The organism is Streptomyces sp. NPDC090442 (genome assembly GCF_044769405.1).
Lineage (GTDB): Bacteria > Actinomycetota > Actinomycetes > Streptomycetales > Streptomycetaceae > Streptomyces.
Genome location: NZ_JBIVXW010000001.1, coordinates 111,637 through 128,187 on the forward strand (window position 1 = coordinate 111,637; position 16,551 = coordinate 128,187).

The 16,551-nt window shown below is 74.0% G+C and carries 18 protein-coding genes; 10 read left to right on the plus strand and 8 right to left on the minus strand.

What is annotated here, in order from left to right:
• The first annotated feature begins 212 nt into the window (after nucleotides 1–212).
• Both ACIQU6_RS00520 and ACIQU6_RS00525 read left to right on the plus strand, forming a co-directional pair.
• Entirely contained in the window at nucleotides 213–869 is a 657-nt protein-coding gene (locus ACIQU6_RS00520; RefSeq protein ID WP_403479412.1) for a DUF1707 domain-containing protein, read from the plus strand.
• A 49-nt stretch (nucleotides 870–918) separates the two neighbouring features.
• Nucleotides 919–1,755 carry an ABC transporter permease gene (locus tag ACIQU6_RS00525; RefSeq protein ID WP_403479413.1) on the plus strand — a complete coding sequence of 279 codons (837 nt, stop codon included), beginning with the start codon at nucleotides 919–921 and terminating at the stop codon, nucleotides 1,753–1,755.
• A 228-nt stretch (nucleotides 1,756–1,983) separates the two neighbouring features.
• Here the strand turns inward: ACIQU6_RS00525 and ACIQU6_RS00530 are convergent, their stop codons facing one another.
• Nucleotides 1,984–3,711, minus strand: a complete 1,728-nt coding sequence (locus ACIQU6_RS00530; RefSeq protein ID WP_403479414.1) for a thiamine pyrophosphate-binding protein — start codon at nucleotides 3,709–3,711, stop codon at nucleotides 1,984–1,986.
• On the minus strand, nucleotides 3,708–4,967 hold the full coding sequence (locus tag ACIQU6_RS00535; RefSeq protein WP_403479415.1) for an aldehyde dehydrogenase family protein: 1,260 nt from the start codon (nucleotides 4,965–4,967) through the stop codon (nucleotides 3,708–3,710). The genes ACIQU6_RS00530 and ACIQU6_RS00535 overlap by 4 nt, the downstream gene beginning before the upstream one ends.
• A 365-nt stretch (nucleotides 4,968–5,332) precedes the next feature.
• Between ACIQU6_RS00535 and ACIQU6_RS00540 the strand changes: the two genes are divergently transcribed.
• Nucleotides 5,333–6,610, plus strand: a complete 1,278-nt coding sequence (locus tag ACIQU6_RS00540; protein ID WP_403479416.1) for a helix-turn-helix domain-containing protein — start codon at nucleotides 5,333–5,335, stop codon at nucleotides 6,608–6,610.
• A gap of 24 nt (nucleotides 6,611–6,634) precedes the next feature.
• Here ACIQU6_RS00540 and ACIQU6_RS00545 read toward each other — a convergent pair whose 3' ends face one another.
• Complete coding sequence (locus ACIQU6_RS00545) at nucleotides 6,635–7,201, minus strand: 4'-phosphopantetheinyl transferase superfamily protein (protein WP_403479417.1); 567 nt, start codon at nucleotides 7,199–7,201, stop codon at nucleotides 6,635–6,637.
• A gap of 521 nt (nucleotides 7,202–7,722) precedes the next feature.
• Complete coding sequence (locus ACIQU6_RS00550; protein WP_403479418.1) at nucleotides 7,723–7,968, minus strand: acyl carrier protein; 246 nt, start codon at nucleotides 7,966–7,968, stop codon at nucleotides 7,723–7,725.
• Between the two features lie 268 nt (nucleotides 7,969–8,236).
• Here ACIQU6_RS00550 and fabI point away from each other — a divergent pair, with 268 nt between their 5' ends.
• Genes fabI through ACIQU6_RS00565 form a run of 3 tightly spaced genes read left to right on the plus strand, consistent with a single transcriptional unit; the run spans nucleotide 8,237 to nucleotide 10,989 of the window.
• The gene (fabI, locus tag ACIQU6_RS00555) at nucleotides 8,237–9,007 is read left to right on the plus strand and encodes an enoyl-ACP reductase FabI (RefSeq protein WP_403479419.1); all 771 of its coding nucleotides are present in this window, start codon (nucleotides 8,237–8,239) and stop codon (nucleotides 9,005–9,007) included.
• A gap of 6 nt (nucleotides 9,008–9,013) precedes the next feature.
• Nucleotides 9,014–9,499, plus strand: coding sequence for a MaoC family dehydratase (locus tag ACIQU6_RS00560; RefSeq protein WP_403479420.1), 486 nt, complete (start codon nucleotides 9,014–9,016; stop codon nucleotides 9,497–9,499).
• Entirely contained in the window at nucleotides 9,496–10,989 is a 1,494-nt protein-coding gene (locus ACIQU6_RS00565) for a class I adenylate-forming enzyme family protein (protein WP_403479421.1), read from the plus strand. Before ACIQU6_RS00560 ends, ACIQU6_RS00565 begins: the two co-directional genes overlap by 4 nt.
• Before the next feature lie 323 nt (nucleotides 10,990–11,312).
• Here ACIQU6_RS00565 and ACIQU6_RS00570 read toward each other — a convergent pair whose 3' ends face one another.
• The 3 genes from ACIQU6_RS00570 to ACIQU6_RS00580 all read right to left on the minus strand — a co-directional run bounded on the left by ACIQU6_RS00570 (nucleotide 11,313) and on the right by ACIQU6_RS00580 (nucleotide 12,948).
• Nucleotides 11,313–11,795, minus strand: coding sequence for a DUF6344 domain-containing protein (locus tag ACIQU6_RS00570; RefSeq protein ID WP_403479422.1), 483 nt, complete (start codon nucleotides 11,793–11,795; stop codon nucleotides 11,313–11,315).
• 306 nt (nucleotides 11,796–12,101) lie between these two features.
• On the minus strand, nucleotides 12,102–12,539 hold the full coding sequence (locus tag ACIQU6_RS00575; RefSeq protein ID WP_403479423.1) for a DUF5994 family protein: 438 nt from the start codon (nucleotides 12,537–12,539) through the stop codon (nucleotides 12,102–12,104).
• Nucleotides 12,540–12,705: 166 nt separating this feature from the next.
• Nucleotides 12,706–12,948, minus strand: a complete 243-nt coding sequence (locus ACIQU6_RS00580; RefSeq protein ID WP_403479424.1) for a hypothetical protein — start codon at nucleotides 12,946–12,948, stop codon at nucleotides 12,706–12,708.
• Nucleotides 12,949–13,197: 249 nt separating this feature from the next.
• Here ACIQU6_RS00580 and ACIQU6_RS00585 point away from each other — a divergent pair, with 249 nt between their 5' ends.
• Nucleotides 13,198–13,653, plus strand: a complete 456-nt coding sequence (locus ACIQU6_RS00585; protein WP_403479641.1) for a tellurite resistance TerB family protein — start codon at nucleotides 13,198–13,200, stop codon at nucleotides 13,651–13,653.
• Nucleotides 13,654–13,711: 58 nt separating this feature from the next.
• Here ACIQU6_RS00585 and ACIQU6_RS00590 read toward each other — a convergent pair whose 3' ends face one another.
• Complete coding sequence (locus ACIQU6_RS00590; RefSeq protein WP_383409696.1) at nucleotides 13,712–14,287, minus strand: TerD family protein; 576 nt, start codon at nucleotides 14,285–14,287, stop codon at nucleotides 13,712–13,714.
• 217 nt (nucleotides 14,288–14,504) lie between these two features.
• On the opposite strand from ACIQU6_RS00590, the gene ACIQU6_RS00595 reads away from it, so the two are divergent.
• From ACIQU6_RS00595 to ACIQU6_RS00605, 3 genes are all read left to right on the plus strand, one after another.
• On the plus strand, nucleotides 14,505–14,978 hold the full coding sequence (locus ACIQU6_RS00595; RefSeq protein WP_403479425.1) for a BlaI/MecI/CopY family transcriptional regulator: 474 nt from the start codon (nucleotides 14,505–14,507) through the stop codon (nucleotides 14,976–14,978).
• Between the two features lie 4 nt (nucleotides 14,979–14,982).
• Nucleotides 14,983–15,948, plus strand: coding sequence for a M56 family metallopeptidase (locus ACIQU6_RS00600; RefSeq protein ID WP_403479426.1), 966 nt, complete (start codon nucleotides 14,983–14,985; stop codon nucleotides 15,946–15,948).
• A gap of 199 nt (nucleotides 15,949–16,147) precedes the next feature.
• The gene (locus ACIQU6_RS00605; protein WP_403479427.1) at nucleotides 16,148–16,342 is read left to right on the plus strand and encodes a hypothetical protein; all 195 of its coding nucleotides are present in this window, start codon (nucleotides 16,148–16,150) and stop codon (nucleotides 16,340–16,342) included.
• Nucleotides 16,343–16,551: the final 209 nt, after the last annotated feature.

The window sequence follows — 16,551 nt, forward strand, 5'->3', positions numbered from 1 at the left end:
GAGCATTAAGACACGGGGCCGAGAGTGCGCCACCGGTACCCGTAAAACCGGGCGGCTGGTAGGACGAAGAACGGTGCCCGGAGGGTTGACTGCACCTTTCGATGTAGTACCGGACGCCGATGCCCGCACCCCGCGTGACGTGGTCGGATGGGGTGCACAAGGGGGGCACCCCGGCCCGCACCACTACCGCCCGACCAGCGGAGGCACACCCGATGACGCAACCCCAACGCCCGGATCTGCACAAGGAATTAGGGTCCGTTTCGGACGCGCCGAAGCAGGGTGCGATGCTGGCCTCGGACGCCGAGCGCGAGGAGATGATCGAGCGCCTGCGGGAGGCCACCGCGGAGGGCCGGCTCACCCTGGAGGAGCTGGCCGAGCGGTACGAGGCGGCCTATCTGGCGCGCACCCGCGAGGAGTTGGCCACCGTCGGCCGGGACCTGCCGACCGCGGCGCCCCCACCGGCCGCCGGCGGCGGTTCCCAACAGCGCGTCTTCAAGGCCCTGTTCGGCGACCTCACGGCCAACAGCCCGGCCCTGGACCAGGGCATCGAGGCCACCGCCGTCTTCGGCGACCTCCATCTCGACCTGTGCGCCTCCCCGGCCCCGCCGGACGGCGGGGTGACCATCACGGCCCGCGCCATCGTGGGCGATGTGCACCTCCTCCTCCCCGAAGGGGTGCGGGTCGAGTTGGCGTGCAGCAAGGTCTTCGGCGACCTGCGCGACCTGACCCGGCCGCCCTCCGGCCCGGAGTCCGCGACCCCGGTCGTCCGCGTCACCGGCTCGGCGGTCCTCGGCGACATCGTGCTCGCCCACCCCAGCAGCGACCGCCGCACGTACTGGCAGAAGTGGTTGGACGAGCGCCGGTCCTGAGCGCAGTGGCGCCACAGGCCGCGCACGGCAGAGGAGAGGGAGAAGAACCATGGCCATGTCCGAGGTGTTGCCGCACCCGGCGCCCCCCGTCCCGTCCGAGGACGAGCGCCGCCTGCCGCTCCGCTCCCACCTGCGGCACATCGGCGCGCTGTCCCGCCGCAGCCTCCTCCACATCCGGCAGAACCCGGAGTCGATGATCGACGCGCTGCTGATGCCGATCGTGCTGACGCTGCTCTTCGTCTTCGTCTTCGGCGGGGTGCTCGGCGCCGGCGGGTCCCGCCGGCAGTACACCGCGTTCCTGGTGCCCGGCCTGATGGTGATCCTCGGGATGACCGTCGCGATGGCCGTCGGCACCGGCGTCAACGACGACTTCCGCACCGGCCTGATGGACCGCTTCCGGGCGATGCCGGTGGCGCGCTCCTCGGTGCTGATCGCCAAGGTGGTGGTGGAGACCGGGCGGATGCTCCTCGCCCTCACGGTCCTGCTGGCCGTCGCCGCGCTGCTCGGCTTCGACGTCGTCGGCCACGGCCCCGGGGTGCTCGCCGCGATCGGTCTGACCACCGTGTTCGGCACCTCCCTGATCTGGGTCTTCATGCTGCTGGGGCTGACGCTGCGCAGCGCGCAGGCCATCCAGGGGCTGTCGGTGCTGGTCCTGACGCCGCTTCAGTTCGCCTCCTCGATCTTCGTGTCGCCGGCGACGATGCCCGACTGGCTCCAGGCCGTCACCCGCGTCAACCCCCTGACCCACATCGCCGACGCGGCCCGCGGACTGGCCCTGGGCACGGGCCCGGTGGCCGGCCCGGTGGCCTGGACGCTGCTGTGGTCGCTCGCCCTGACCGCGGTCACCGCCCCCCTGGCGCTGGCCAAGTTCACCACCAAGACCTGACCCGGACCCGTACGGAGCGCGGCAGCCCCCACACGCCACGGCGTGGCCCTCCTCCGTACGAAGAAGCCGTGCCCCGGCCCCGCCCGGTATTCCCCCGTGACCGGCGGGCCGGGGTACGCACCTCAACGGGTCCGGCGGGGACCGTCGTTGGGGCGGCCCCCGCCGGACCTGCACGGCAAACGGGCGGGCGCTCGCAAGAGCGCCCGCCCGCAGGGGTGTCAGGCCGGCTCAGCCGCCGTCGGTGCCCTCCCGCTCGGGGAAGTCGCCGGCCGCACCGGCCATCCCCGGTGGGGTGTCGGACAGCGCGACCGCCACCTCGACCACCGACGTGGTGCCGGAGGCGACCTCGCGCCAGGCGGCCGCCAGCGCGGCGTCCAGCTCCCCGGGGTCGGTCACCCGTCGGTGGCCCATCCCGTAGGCGGCCGCCAGCCCCTCGGTCCCGGTGGGGCGGGCGGCGGTGAAGGAGAAGCGCGAGCCGGTGCCGGAGACCCGGTCGAGGTTGGCCTGGAGCCAGCCGTAGCCGCCGTTGTCGAGCACCACGTAGAGCACCGCGACGCCGGCGTCCGCCAGGGAGGGCAGCTCGGCCCGGAAGAGGTGGAAGGCGCCGTCGCCGGCGAGCGCCACCACCGGGCGGTCGGCCGGCAGGGCCAGCCGGACGCCGGCCGCGGCGGCCGCGCCGAAGCCCAGCGGCGTCTGCTCGCTGGGCACCACGGACCCGCCGGCGGCGCCGAGCGTCCAGTGGGGGAAGTAGTACGACCACATGTCCTGGAGGCCGTTCTCCTGGACGAGCACCCGGCCGGCGGGGACCGCGCGGTCCAGGGAGGACAGCACCGCGGCCACCGGGACGGTGCCCGCCGGCGCGGCCTTCGCCGCCCGTTCGGCCCGGTCCGCGGCCCGCTCCCCCAGGGCGGCGCGCACCGCGCGCACCCGGTCCGCCCAGGCGTCGTCCGCCCGGTGGTCGGCGAGGAGTTCGGTCCAGCCGGCCACGATCCGGGCGGCGTCCCCGAGGACGTGGTCGCCGGGCCGTTCCAGCGCCAGGCCGTCCTCGCCCACTACGGCCTGGACGACCGGGAGTTGCTCCTTTGCTCCGTCCGGCCAGCCGAACGTCGCGGTCTCCTCCAGGCGGCTGCCGAGCGCGACGACCAAGTCCGCCTCCCGCCAGAGCGCGTCGGCCGGCGGGACCGCGTACAGGCCGCTGACGCCGCAGTACAGCGGGTGGTCCTCGGCGACCGTGCCGCGGCCCGAGGCGGTGGTGAACAGGCCCGCGCCGAGCCGTTCGGCCAGGCGCTCGATCCGGCCGTCGGGGTTGCGGTGCCGGGCGCCGCCGCCGACCAGCAGCAGCGGCCGGCGGGCCGCGGCGATCCGGCGGGCGGTGGCGTCCAGCGCGTCCGGGTCGGGCCCCGGGCGCTGCGGCGCGGCCGACCGCCACCGCCCGCTCCGCGGCACGGCGGCGTCCACCACCTGCTCGGCCAGCTCCAGGTAGACGGGCCCCGGCGTCCCGTTGACGGCACGCGCCGCGGCCGTCTCCAACAGGGCGGGCAGCCGCTCCGGGGTGTCCGCGCGGGCCGCCCACTTCACGTACGGGCGGATCGCGGTGAGTTGGTCCAGCTCCTGGAACGCGCCGGTGCCGAGGTGGTCGAGCCGGGTGCCGTCGGCGATCAGGATCAGCGGGACGGCGGCCGAGCGCGCCTCCAGGACGCCGGTGAGGGCGTTGGTCAGCGCCGGCCCCTTGCCGACCACGCACACCCCGGGGCGGCCCGCGGCGAGTGCGTGCCCGGTCGCCATGAAGACCGCGTTGCGCTGGTCGCGGCAGAGGACGACGCGGGTGTCGGTGCGCTCCAGTTCGCCGAGGAGGGCCATGTCGTCGCCCGGTAGCCCGAACACCGCGCGGGTGCCCAGGTGGTGGAGGTAGTCGGCGACCGCCGCCCACGCCGTCGGGTAGGGACGTGCGGTCACCGGGCGGCCCCCGGGCGGTGGGCGGCGACGGCCTTGGAGACCAGGACCGGTTCGGCGCGCACCTCGTGGCCGTCGAAGACGTAGTTGGCCATCCGGCCGTAGCCGCCGAACGGTGCGTTGCCGTCGTCGATGGAGAGCAGGGTGGTGTCGAGGGTGACCGTGGTGCGCCGGCGCAGCGCCTCGACCAGGGCCGGTGCGGCACCGTAGACGCTGGAGCCCAGGGCACGTTCGGTGAACATGCCGGTGGTCAGGGTGGCGGCCAGGGCCTCCTCGTCGCGCCAGGCGGCGACGTTGAAGATCGGGGCGAAGAACTCCGGTACGTGGGTGCGCGGGCTGAGGTCCTCGCCGACGACGACGGTCGGGTCCAGCCGCCGGGCGCGGAAGTCCACGTGCCCACCGTGGACGATGCCCTCCCGGTTGCGGGCCAGGAACTGCGCGGCCTCCTCCAGCGCCCCGTCGTAGAAGATCGGCCCGAAGTCGGCGTCCGGGTCGGTGTACGGGCCGTACCGCAGCCCCTTCAACTCGGCGACCAGCGCGTCGAGGAAGCCGTCCAGGAGGGAGTGGTGGACCGCGAACAGGTCGGGGCCCAGGCAGTCCTGACCCGTGTTGAGCGTCCGGATCTCGATGGCGTCACGGGCGGCCCGCTCGACGTCCGCCCCGGGGGCGACGACGAACGGGTTGACGCCCGAGCCGAGGAAGAGCAGCAGTTGCTCGGGGGAGAGCTGGGCACGGATCTGCTCGGCGTTGCGGTAGGCGCCGGTGAACACCACGACGTCCGCGGAGCGCACCTCCTCGCCGAGGAACTCCCGCTGGCTGGCGCCGCTGAGGGTGATCGGCAGGTCGTGCCGCTCGGCGAGCAGCTCGTGCAGCCGGCGCATCTGGTCCTTGACCCGGCTGGCCGGGCGGAAGACCAGCGCGTCCGTATAGAGCGCGGGGACCAGGAGGTAGAGGGCGTAGGAGTAGAGGATGACGTTGGACGGCATGAATGCGGCGAGCCGGGGGACCCGGCCGGGCCGGTGGGCGGCCACCTCGTCCAGCGCCCCGTCGAGGGTGGCGATGGTGGATTCGATCTCGTAGCGCGCGGCGCGGTGGGTGGAGATCTCGCACAGCACCTCGTGGACCGCTCCGCCGTCCTCGGCCAGGAAGTCCCGGACCCGGCGTAATGCCGTCGCGGCCCGGTGCTCGCTGCGGCCCGGGGTGCCGCTCTCCTCCTCCGACTCGGCGGCCACGGTCGGCGATGCGGGAGCGGAGCTCATATGTCCCTCCTCGGGGCGTAGTCCATGGAGGGTCAGCGTCAGCCAATTGTCATTTATTGTCAAGTAGAGTCATAGCATTCAACAGCCAGCCATGACAGTCGATCGGCTCGCAATGCCGACAAAGAGCCCTTGACGCCGCGGCCACAACCTGGCGACCAGGGTGGCTGCCGTACGCTGCTCGTGACAAAAAATGACTCACGCCGATCCTGCGAGCTTCCTACCCCGACCGCGTGCGGTTGTCCACAGGCCGCCCCCGCGCAGGGGGCCGGTGAGTACACTCAGCGTCACCGCGGAGTCCGACCCTCCCACCGGGCGTCCGCACCCCGTCACTGTCCGTCCCACCGACCCAACTGCGAGCGATTCCGTTGACGATTGAGCAGCCTGCCTTCGGGAAGCGAGTGCGGGAGGTCCGGCGCGCTCAGGGCCTGTCCCAGGGGGACCTCGCCGGGGACGACCTCTCCCCCAGCTACGTCTCGCTGGTCGAGAACGGCCGCCGGATCCCCGGCGCCAAGATCGCCCGCTCCATCGCGGAGCGGCTGGGCACCACCGTCGACGCGCTCAGCACCACCGACCGGCCCGCCGATCGGCTCGCCCAACGCCTCGGCCTGGTCGGCCAGTTGGTGGCCGCCCGCGCCAGCCAGCTGGCCGGTGACTGGCCCGATGCCCGGCGCCAGCTGGAGGCCGTGGTCGCGCAGGCCGAGGGAACCGACCACGACGAGGTCCGCTGGGAGGCGCACTGGGAGCTGGCCACCGTCCTCGGCCGGCTCGACGACCCCGCCCGCCACGAGACCGCGCTGCGCCGGCTGCTCGACGACCCGGTGACCCGCGCCGCGCCCGTGCTGCACGCCCGGGTCGCCATGGAGCTCGCCCAACTCCTGCGCGCCGCCGGCCGGCTGTCGGACGCGGTCCGCTCCGCCGAGGACGCCGTGCGGGTCACCGGCGAGCTGGCGGCCGGCCGCCCGGAGCGGGCCCAGGCCCAGGTGGCGCTGCTCTCCGCGTCCGTCGACAGCGGCGAGTGGAGCCGCGCCGACGAGCTCGGGGCGCAGGTGCGCGCGGAGGTCGGGCCGCTGCCCGCGGGCGAGTTGCGGGCCAGCGCCCTGTGGGCGGCGGCCGGCGCGCAGTACCTCACCGGCGACGCCACCGGCGCGCTGGAGCTGCTGGCCGAGGCCGAGGCCCTGATCGCGTCGACGGACGGGGTGCGCCTGCGGCTCCGACTGGCCCGCGCCCGGACGCTGTTGACGCTCACCGCCGGCTCCCCGGCCGACGCGGACGCCCTCCTGGCGCGCGCCCGCCAGGCCGCGGCGCTGGTGGACACCCCCTCGACGCGGACGTGGCTGGCTGTGCTGGAGACGGCCGGCGCGCTGCGGCACGGCGATGCCGCGGCCGCGGCCGAGCACGCCGCCGCGATCGACCCCGCGGCCGCCGAGCTCTCCCCGTTGGACCGCGCCCGCTGCCTGCTCTACGTGGCCCGCGCGCACCGCGCCGGCAAGCGCCCCGGGGACGCCGAGGAGTCCTTCAAGGCCGCCGCCGCGGGGTACGAGCGGGCCGGCGCCTTCCGGCTGGCCCTGGAGACCTGGCGCGAACTGAGCGCCGGCACCCGGGACACCGGGGGCCCGGACCCGCACGCGGTGGTCATGCCGTAGGGGGCCGCGACCGGCGAGCGGCCGTCAGGCGGCCGACCCTCCGGGGGCGTTGGCGCCCCAGAGCCGTAGGCCGCGCGCCGGGGTGGGGGTCGCCGCACAGGCCACCCATTCCGGGCCGGACGGCAGGTCCCGGACGTGCGCGACCGGGCCCAGAGCCCCGCCGGCGTCCGTCAGGGCGGGCGGCAGCCGCACCGTGCCGTCGTCGGCCGGTGCCCCGCTGAGCGCGTCGATCTCGTCGGCCGCGGCCAGCCCGCCCCGCCCGGCCAGCCGCAACACCGCCTCCTTGCGGGCCCAGAGCCGGGTCAACTGCCGGGCCCGGTCCGCCGCCGGAGCCCGGCGCAGGCTCTCGCGCTCCAACGGGGTGAAGGGGAGCAGCAGTTCACCGAGCGGGCCGCGGGGGACGGGGTGGACGCTGAGCGCCACCGGGAGGTCGCGGGCCAGCGCCAGCAGGCGGTGGTCCGGGTCGTCGCCGACGGCCAGGAAGAGCCCGGCGTCCGCGGGCCAGTCGGCGTCCGCGGGCGGCCGGACGGACACCGGGCGCCCGAAGTCGTCTCGGGTCAGGGAAATACCGTCCGCCGGGCAGTGCAGCAATGCGGCCAGGAAATCAAGTAAACCGGCCGGGTGCCGAATATCCGTGGTTTCCGCCGCGAAGATGTGCAGCCGGCCGTCGGCTAATTCGGTGGAACGCGCCGGCCCCCAACGCCCCTCTCCGCAAGGGATGTTGCCGGCTCCGGCGGTCTGGTTGAGCGTATGCGCGTCACAGAAAGACTCGTCCCCCCGCATAGGTCCCCTCGCACCACGGCTCCTTTCTCCGGACAGGTCACGCCCGGGAAAGCAGTGCATTGAGTCGTCTCTTAATTACCCTCCGGAGATCCTCAAGGTAACCCTGGCCTTTGCCTGAGTCAACAAGCGACGACAAGACATCGACTTTGGTTTACTGACCGGCATTACTACTTTTCGCCAAAGTGCCTCGCGCTATCGCTCGGCACCGTTTCCGCGGTCCGCGAGCGGCCGCGCCCGGCGGCGACGCGACGGCGGCGCCGCCCCGCCGCGACGGTGTGCTCCGGCCGGGCGGCCCGGCCCGTCCGGAGCACGCCGGCCGGCGCTCCGACTCAGGAGGCCAGCCGCTTCTCGACGCGGATCACCAGGTCCAGCACGGTGTGCAGATCGGTCATCTCCTCCTCGGGCAGTTCGATCCCGAAGCGCTCCTCGGCGATGACGATGACCTCGGCCATCGCCAGGGAGTCCACATCGAGCTCCTCGACCAGGGACTTCTCCGCGGTCACCTCGGCCGGCACCACGCCGGCCACCTCGTTCAGGATCTCGGCGAGCTGGCCGACGATCGCTTCTCTCGTCATGGCGGTCCCTTTCTCCACTGCGACTCCGCTGCGGGCGGGGGCGGGCGGCCGATCCTGGCAACGGACGGACCGGCGCGGTCACAAACGCCCAGTCAACCGATTGACTAAACTTGACTGTTGTAGTCAACTGGAGGTCGGATGCGATGTCAACGAGTTCTCTGACTACCTCTCAGACTGCAGTCATGGCGCCAGACTTGCCCGTCGGCTCCGGCGACGCTCGGTGACTCCATGGTCGGAAGCAAGTCAGGATGAGTCAGACGGAGGAGCGATGAGTGGGCTGCTCGACGGCAAGCGACTGCTGATCACCGGGGTGATCACGGAGCGCTCGATCGCCTACGCCGTGGCCCGGCTCGCCCAACAACAGGGCGCCCGGATCGTGTTGACCGCATACGGCCGGCCCACCCTGGTCGCCCGGCTCGCCCGGCGCCTGCCGGTCGAGCCCCCCGTCGTGGAACTGGACGTGACCGACCAGGAACACTTGGACAGCCTCGCCGACCGGGTCGGCGCCCACCTCGACGGGCTCGACGGCGTCCTGCACTCCGTCGCCCAGGCACCCGCCTCCTGCCTCGACGGCGGCTTCCTGACCGCCCCGTGGACCGACGTCGCCGGTGCCCTGCACACCTCCACCTACTCCCTGGTGGCGCTGGCCCGGGCCTGCCGCCCGCTGCTGCGCCCCGGCTCCGCCGTCGTCGGCCTGGACTTCGACGCCGCCCGCGCCTGGCCCGGATACGACTGGATGGGCGTCGCCAAGGCGGGACTTGAGGCGTGCTCCCGCTATCTGGCGCGCGAGCTCGGCGGCCACGGCGTCCGGGCCAACCTGGTCGCCGCGGGGCCGCTGCGGACCCTGGCCGCCAACGGCATCGGCGGGGACGGCCCGTCGTTCGAGGAGGAGTGGGCCGCCCGCGCCCCGCTCGGCTGGGACCCCAAGGACGCCGAACCGGTCGCCCGCACCTGCCTGGCGCTGCTCTCGGACTGGCTGCCCGCCACCACCGGCGAGATCGTGCACGCCGACGGTGGCCACCACGCGATCGGCGCCTGAGACCCGATGCCCGAGGAACCGGTGGGCCCGGCGCCCACCGTGACCCGCACGTACACCCTCGACCGGGACCACCTCGCCGCCTACGCCGCGGCGCTCGGCGGCACCCCACACCCCGCGCACACCGACCGGGCCGCCGCCCGCGCGCTCGGCCACCCCGACGTGATCGCACCACCCACCTACCTCGCCGTCCTGGCCGCCGGGGCGGAGGACCAACTCCTCGCCCGGCAGCCCGGGTTCACGCCCGAGGGCGCGATGCACCGGGAGCAGTCGGTGCGCCTGGCCCGCCCGGTCCACGCCGGGGAGACCCTGCGGGCCACCGTCCGGATCGCCGCCGCCGGCACCCTCGCCGGCCGCCCGCTGCTCACGGTGGAGTCCGCCTTCCACGCCCCCGACGGCACCTGGGTGGCCACCACCACCGCGTCGCTGCTGGCCCCCGCGGCACCGGAACCGGCCCGGCGCCCCCTCGACCCCACGGGATCGGAGCACCCATGACCGACACCATCGCGCCCGCCCCGCCGGTCGCCGCGGCCCACCTGCTCGACGGCGCCGCGGCCCCCGCCGACGGCACCGCCCGCCTCGGCGGCCCGGCCCTCGACCACCGGATCCACGCCGCAGCCCGCGCCCTACGGACCCTCGGCGTCCGCCCCGGCGACCGGGTCCTGGTCCAGGGCGACAACAGCGTCGACTACGTCGTGACGCTGCTGGCCCTGATGCACCTGGACACCTCCCTGGTCCCGCTGGACCACCGGCTCCCCAAGCCGGACGCCACCGCGGCCGCCCGCCAGTCCCGCGCCCGCTGGCAGGTCACCGCCGACCCCGCGGCGGCCCTCCCCGACCTCCCGGCCCACCGCGTCCTCCCCTACCCCCGCCCGGCCGCCGACACCCCGCCGCACCCCGACGACGCCGTCGACCTGAGCGCCTGGTTCCACCGCGAGGACGCGCTGGTGCTGTGGTCCTCGGGCACCACCGGGCGCCCCAAGGGCGTGGTCAAGCCCGGCGCCGCCGTGCTGGACAACTCGCTGCGCACCATCGAGGCGTTGGGCTACCGCCCGGACGACGTGATGGCCCCACTGCTGCCCTTCTCGCACCAGTACGGGCTCTCCGTCATCCTGCTCTGGTGGCTGTCCCGGTGCACCCTGCTGGTCACCCCCTACCAGCGGCTGGACGCGGCCGTCGGCCAGGCCGCGGCGCACGGCGCCACCGCCATCGACGCCGCCCCGTCCACCTACCACTCGCTGCTCGGCGTGCTGCGCCGCCGCCCCGAGGCGCGCGCCGCGCTCAGGCGGGTCCGCGTCTGGGGCGTCGGCGGCGCCCCGCTGCCCGCCCCGCTGGCCGAGTCGTTCCACGCGGCGCTGGGCCGCCCGCTCCTCGACGGCTACGGCCTGACCGAACTCGGCAATGTCGCGCTGGCCACGCCCGATGTGCCGCACGGCTGCGGGCGTCCACTGCCCGGCGTGCGGCTGCGCGTCATGCGTCCCGACGGCACGGTCGCCGATCCCGGCGAACTCGGCGCCATCGAGGCGCTTTCCCCCGGTCTGATGGCCGGTTACCTCAAGGAGGACGGCTCGCTCGCACCGGTAGACCGGGACGCCTGGTATCCGACGGCCGATCTCGGCAGCGTCGACACCGACGGCATCGTGCGGGTCGTGGGCCGCCACCAGGCGGTCCACCGGCTGGGCTTCACGCTCTACCCCGAGAGCCTGGAGCGCCGCGCCGAGACCTGCGGTCGGCCGGTCAAGGTGCTGGCCGTCCCCGACCAACGCCGGGGCAGTGCGCTGCACTTCGTCGTCGCGGACCCCGAGGGCGAGGCCCCGCTCCTCTGGCGCCGGCGGCTCGCCCCGCACCTGGCGGAGTACGAGCAACCCAACGCGGTCCATGTCGTCGACGACTTCCCGCTCACCGCGAACGGAAAGACCGACACCCGCGCACTCCGTGCCCGGTTGGGCCTGGCGCCGGGACCGATCCCCGGTTCCGGAGGCTGAACGGCCGCCCGCCACACGCGGTTTCACGTGAAACCACGGCTAGCGCGTGCCCGCCGACGTCGAACGCAACGTCACATCAAAGTCTGTGGGTACTGCTCTGGGTACTGCTGGGAGTCACTGCGGTCCGTCGTGCTCCGTACCGTGCTGCGCGGTGCTCTCCCGCGCGCTGTGCCGCCGATCGGTCCTGCTCGTCGTGCCGCTCGCGCGACGCTCTTGCCTCTCGCCGCCCACCAAGTGCCCGTCCCAACAGGTGACGTGGGACTGCAGGTGACCAACTCGTGTGCTCCGCGCCGTGACTGCCGGCGCGCAGGCGCGGACGCGGCTCAGGCGGCACCGGCGGTGGTGTGCGCACGGCGGCGGGCCGCCGGAATGACCGGGGCGGCGCCGGTGCACGGCGCGGTGGACAGCGGCTGGACTCCGGCGGCGCGGCTGTGGCGCGCGGTGGGGGAGGAGCCGTGTGCCTCGGCGCGGATCCGCTGCTTGATGGTCGGCGGCAGCGTCGGCAGCGGGAACCTGCGACGGACCAGGCCGTCCTGACCGTGCCAGGGCGCGGTGCGCGCGGCGGGCACGAACGGCCTGACGGACTCGTCGGCAGGCATCAACGGCCGTGGTTCGTGGTCCGGTTCGGCGCCCGCCGCCACCTCGGGGCGAGCCGGGTCGGGGGCGGTGGTGCCCAGGGTGCGCTGGTGGACGGCGGCCTCGCGGCGGGCCGCGGAGGCGGCGGCGGAGACGCCCAGTGATGCGAGCAGTTTGCCGAGCACCGCAAGGCACACCGCCCAGAACTTCATGACCTTGGTCGCAGCCATGGTCCCTCTCCTTCGGTCGGGATCCCTGGGAGGGATCCACGCGTTCCTTCTGTTGCGTTTTCTTATGATGAGTACGCAATGGGAGGATTCGCGGACCGACGCCCCCGGATCGGCGTTCTTCTGATGAACACCACTCGTCCGCAGTAGTCGCCCCCGCAAAACCGCAGGCCGAAGGCGGGCCGGGCGGCGGTGGGCGGCCCGTTCCACGGTGTTGCGGGTGGGTCGGGGCGGGCTCGGCGGATGCGCGCATCGGGTTCTGGGGGTATGCCGATGACCAACGGGGTGCGGGCGGGAGGTGACCCGGCGTCAGGCGGGCGCGGGCGTCCCCGTCCGCGCCATCTCCGCCATCGTCCGGACCGCCGCGGCCTCGGGCGTCGCGGGCGGGAGGAGCAACAGGTCCCAGCGGCCGTCGCCGGCGGCGACCAGGCAGAGGGTGTCCGGTCCCGGGCGGTTGGTGGTGCGGCGCAGGCGGACGACGTGGCCGGCGACCAGGATGTGGCCGGGCAGCGCGGACCAGCCGGTGCCGTTGACCGTGGCGTGGGTGATCCGGGGCCAGTCGAAGGGCAACGCGGCCAGCAGTTCCGGGAGTTCGGCGAGCAGGTCGGTGGAGCGCGGCCACCACACCCCGTCGATCCGCCGGGCCACCTCGGCGTGCGGTGCGATGGCCAGGCGGGCGACCGGGGGCGGTGCGTGGTGCCGCGCGGGGCGGGGGTGCGGGGAGCGGCCCTCGGGGGCGGTGGTCATGTGGCGCTCCTGACGCGACGGGCGACGACCGCTGCGGTCGCGGCCGTCGGCAACGGAAGGGGCCAGGCGGAGCCCGTCGTTGAGGGGCGTGGGGCCTCCCCTGCTCGAACGGAGGGGAGAGCTCGGGGAGGGGTAGGCGACGGGCGGGCGGTGCCGGGGACCGGGGTCACCGGTCGTCGTCCGGCTCCCCGGTGGGCGGGGCCGGGCCCGTCGTGCGCGCCTCCGGGCGGGCGTCGTGCACGTGCCTGTGCCGCCGCTGCCCGAACGACTCCTTCAGATGCGCGTACCGGTGCGGTGCTGGGCGGCCGGCCGTCTGGCCGTTGACCCGGACGATGAACAGCACGCCCATCGCCACCAGGGCCAGCAGCACGATCACGCTCAAGAAGGTCTGCATGGCGTTCACCCGCATACTCCCGGATGTCCCCTAAGCCGACACCACGGGCATTTGTGGAAATCCTTCGCCTTCCGGTGGTTTTTCCACCGTACTCCGGGCAGCGGGAACGTATCGCGCCAAAGCCGGCTATGCCGACGGGGGGTGGCATCAGCGCACCTTCTACGGGGCAGTAGATTTTACTTCTGCATGACCAAACGCATGCCTGAAGCATGCCCAGGGCTCGCCCTCCGCATGCTCGCCGCACGACCAGCCGAGGAGATCCAGATGGCGCTGTGGGACCGCATCAAGGAGTCCGCGACGACGATGCAGAGCCAGCTCGTCGCCAAGAAGAACGACCTCAAGAGCGGGGCCTTCCGCGACGCGAGCATGGCGATGTGCGCGCTGGTGGCCGCCGCCGACGGGGTCGTCGACCCGACCGAGCGGCGGCGGGTGGCGCAGTTGATCGCCACCAACGAGGTGCTCCAGAACTTCCCGGCCGAGGACCTCCGGGTCCGCTTCGAGGGCTGCCTGGACAAGTTGGCCGCCGACTTCGACTTCGGCAAGGTCGCGCTGATGCAGGAGATAGGGAAGGTGAAGAAGAAGCCGGTGGAGGCGCGGGCGGTGCTCCAGATCGGCGTCGTCATCGGCGGCGCGGACGGGGACTTCGACCCGACCGAGCGCGCGGTGGTGCGCGAGGTGTGCTTCGCGCTGGGCATCCCCCCGGCCGAGTTCGACCTCTGACAGCGCGGGCGGGGCGGGCCTCCGTGGCCCCGCCCCGCCCGTTGTGCCGTCCCGTGTGTCAGACGTTGACGCCGTAGTCCGCGGCGATGCCCGCCAGGCCGGAGGCGTAACCCTGGCCCACGGCGCGGAACTTCCACTCCGCGCCGTGCCGGTAGAGCTCGCCGAAGACCATCGCGGTCTCGGTCGAGGCGTCCTCGGTCAGGTCGTAGCGGGCGAGTTCGGCGCCGCCGGCCTGGTTGACGACGCGGATGTAGGCGTTGCGCACCTGGCCGAAGTTCTGGCCGCGGCCGGCGGCGTCGTGGATCGAGACCGGGAACACGATCTTGGTGATCTCGGCCGGCACCCCGCTCAGCGTGACGTTGAGGGTCTCGTCGTCGCCCTCGCCCTCACCGGTGAGGTTGTCGCCGGTGTGCTGGACCGAACCGTCCGGGCTGGTGAGGTTGTTGTAGAAGACGAAGTGCTGGTCGGAGGCGACCTTGCCGGCGTCGGTGCACAGCAGCGCGCTGGCGTCGAGGTCGTAGTCGGCGCCGGTGGTCGTGCGCACGTCCCAGCCGAGGCCGACCGAGACCGCGGTCAGGCCGGGCGCCTCCTTCGACAGCGAGACGTTGCCGCCCTTGGCGAGCGAGACTCCCATGCTTCCCTCCAGGTGATGGCCGGTGCCGGTTGCCGTTGGCGGTCCCCGGCGGTGAACTAGGACGTGGCGGAAAAACTACAGGACTGTAGAAGTTGGTGGCGGGGCGCGGCGCCGTCGGGGTGCACCCGGAAAAGCCCGCCGGAGCGCGGCGGCCACCGCCGTAAACTGCCCCGGCGTCCCAGCCCGCGGGACGCCCGGTGCGACGGGAGGCGACGACATGGGCACCACCCCCTTCGGCAAGGCCCTCGGCGGCAACGGGCGGGAGCGGGCCCGGCGCGGACAGGGCCAGTTGGAGGCCCAGGTGCTGGCCGCGCTGCACCACGCGCCCGGGCCGGCCACCGCCGCCTGGGTGCAGGAGCGGCTGGGCGACGACCTGGCCTACACCACCGTGATGACGATCCTGTCCCGGCTGCACGCCAAGGGCGCGGTCACCCGCGAACGCACCGGCCGGGCCTACGCCTGGACCCCCGCGGCCGACGAGGCCGGGCTCGCCGCGCTGCGGATGCGCCGCGTCCTGGACGGCGAACCGGACCGGGACGCCGTGCTGACCAGCTTCGTCTCCGCGCTCTCGGCGCACGACGAGGACGTGCTGCGCAGCCTCCTGGCCCGCGCCGAGGACGACGACGGCACCGCGGGCCGCGGCCCGGGCACCAGGTGCGCGGGCCGCTCGGACGAAGCACGCGGGGGGTGAGGAGGTGGGCGTCTTCGTCTTCCTGCCGCTGATCCTGCCGCTCACCGCGCTGCCGATCGCCCGGCTCGCGGAGCAGCACCTCCATCCCCGGGTCACCACCCGGCTGTTGACCCTGCTGGCCGCGGTCCTCGGCCTGTGCAGCACGCTCTGCCTGGCGCTGCTGGTGGTCGTCGGCACCGCCCAACTCCCCGGCAATCCGCTGCCGGACGGCTGGTCGGACCCGGAGGTGCGGGCCGCGGTCCCGTACGCCGAGGTGGCCGGCGTCGCGGCGATCTTCGCGCTGACCGGGGCGTTGGTGGTGGGCGGCGGCGCGCTGCGCCGGGACCGCCGGATCCGGGAGCGGGCGCACCGCGCGCTGGCCGTCCTGCCGACCGGCGCCGATCCGGTGGTGCTGCCGGACGACGAGCCCTACGCCTATGCCGTGCCCGGTACGCCCGCGCGGCCGGGACGACCGGCCCGGCCCGGCCGGATCGCGGTCTCCCAGGGGATGTTGCACAACCTGGACGACGACGAGCGACGGGCCCTGTTCGCCCACGAGCAGGCGCATCTGCGCTGCCGTCACCACCGCTCGCTGCTCGCCGTCCGGCTGGCCGGCTGCGTCAACCCGCTGCTGCTGCCGCTGCGTTCGGCGGTCGCCTTCAGCGCCGAACGCTGGGCGGACGAGGAGGCGGCGCGGGCGGTCGGCAACCGGCGGCTGACCGCGCGGGCGGTGGGGAAGGCGGCGTTGCTCTCGCGGCCCGCGCCGTATCCGTTGGTGACGCAGTTCGCGTCACCCGAACCGGGGCCGGTACCACGGCGGGTGGCGGCGCTGCTCGGGCCGGTGCCGTCGGCCCGCACCTGGCCGCCGGCGCTGACGCCGGCGGGGCTGGCCGCGCTGGTCGCGGCGGCCGGCACCGCGGCCTCCGCGCTCTCCTCGTTGAACGCCGCGGTAGCTCTGTTCCTCGTTCTGAAGGCAGCAACGCCGTGGTGAGTGCACACTGATCCCGGGCTCTCCAGGTCGCCATGCCACGGACATAGTCTGTGATCCGTAGCACACCAACCAACTTCTACAGCGTTGTAAAAGTTGCCGGTAGGGTTGCGGCTGACATGCGCAACGGGCGCTGCCGGAGGGGGAGATGGCGACGAGGTGCGGACCCCTGACCTGGGACAGCCCGCCTCCAGAGGCGGAGGTGCGATGGGTCTATCAGCCGGTCGAGGTCCAATATCCCGACGGTGCCTGGGAGTTGGGCCGGATCAGCGCGTGGTGGACGGACGACGCGGGCGAGACCTGGTGCCTGCTGCGCACCGTGCCCGGCGGCAGCAGTCCGCAGTGGCTCCGTTACGACCCGGAATCCGTCCGGCTGTTGCCCACCGAGGGCATCTGAGACACCGGTGCGGGCCGCCGCCCCACGGCCCGCTGCGTTCGCCGTTCCCGCCGTTCCCGGCATCCGGTGGCGCACCCTCCCCCGCACCCGCATTCACCTCCACCCGGCAAGACCAGTTCCAGAAGGACCATCGGCGTGCATGACAGGCAGACGCACAAGCAGGCGGCCCGGCGGGGCGACGGCAACCGGGGCGGCCGGGCCGCGGCGGA

Excerpts from the sequence above, each read along its gene's own strand:
- ACIQU6_RS00520 (WP_403479412.1), top strand. The coding sequence starts at position 213 with ATGACGCAACCCCAACGCCCGGATCTGCACAAGGAATTAGGGTCCGTT.
- ACIQU6_RS00525 (WP_403479413.1), top strand. The coding sequence starts at position 919 with ATGGCCATGTCCGAGGTGTTGCCGCACCCGGCGCCCCCCGTCCCGTCC.
- ACIQU6_RS00535 (WP_403479415.1), bottom strand. The coding sequence starts at position 4,967 with ATGAGCTCCGCTCCCGCATCGCCGACCGTGGCCGCCGAGTCGGAGGAG.
- ACIQU6_RS00550 (WP_403479418.1), bottom strand. The coding sequence starts at position 7,968 with ATGACGAGAGAAGCGATCGTCGGCCAGCTCGCCGAGATCCTGAACGAG.
- fabI (WP_403479419.1), top strand. The coding sequence starts at position 8,237 with ATGAGTGGGCTGCTCGACGGCAAGCGACTGCTGATCACCGGGGTGATC.
- ACIQU6_RS00560 (WP_403479420.1), top strand. The coding sequence starts at position 9,014 with ATGCCCGAGGAACCGGTGGGCCCGGCGCCCACCGTGACCCGCACGTAC.
- ACIQU6_RS00565 (WP_403479421.1), top strand. The coding sequence starts at position 9,496 with ATGACCGACACCATCGCGCCCGCCCCGCCGGTCGCCGCGGCCCACCTG.
- ACIQU6_RS00570 (WP_403479422.1), bottom strand. The coding sequence starts at position 11,795 with ATGGCTGCGACCAAGGTCATGAAGTTCTGGGCGGTGTGCCTTGCGGTG.
- ACIQU6_RS00575 (WP_403479423.1), bottom strand. The coding sequence starts at position 12,539 with ATGACCACCGCCCCCGAGGGCCGCTCCCCGCACCCCCGCCCCGCGCGG.
- ACIQU6_RS00580 (WP_403479424.1), bottom strand. The coding sequence starts at position 12,948 with ATGCGGGTGAACGCCATGCAGACCTTCTTGAGCGTGATCGTGCTGCTG.
- ACIQU6_RS00585 (WP_403479641.1), top strand. The coding sequence starts at position 13,198 with ATGGCGCTGTGGGACCGCATCAAGGAGTCCGCGACGACGATGCAGAGC.
- ACIQU6_RS00590 (WP_383409696.1), bottom strand. The coding sequence starts at position 14,287 with ATGGGAGTCTCGCTCGCCAAGGGCGGCAACGTCTCGCTGTCGAAGGAG.
- ACIQU6_RS00595 (WP_403479425.1), top strand. The coding sequence starts at position 14,505 with ATGGGCACCACCCCCTTCGGCAAGGCCCTCGGCGGCAACGGGCGGGAG.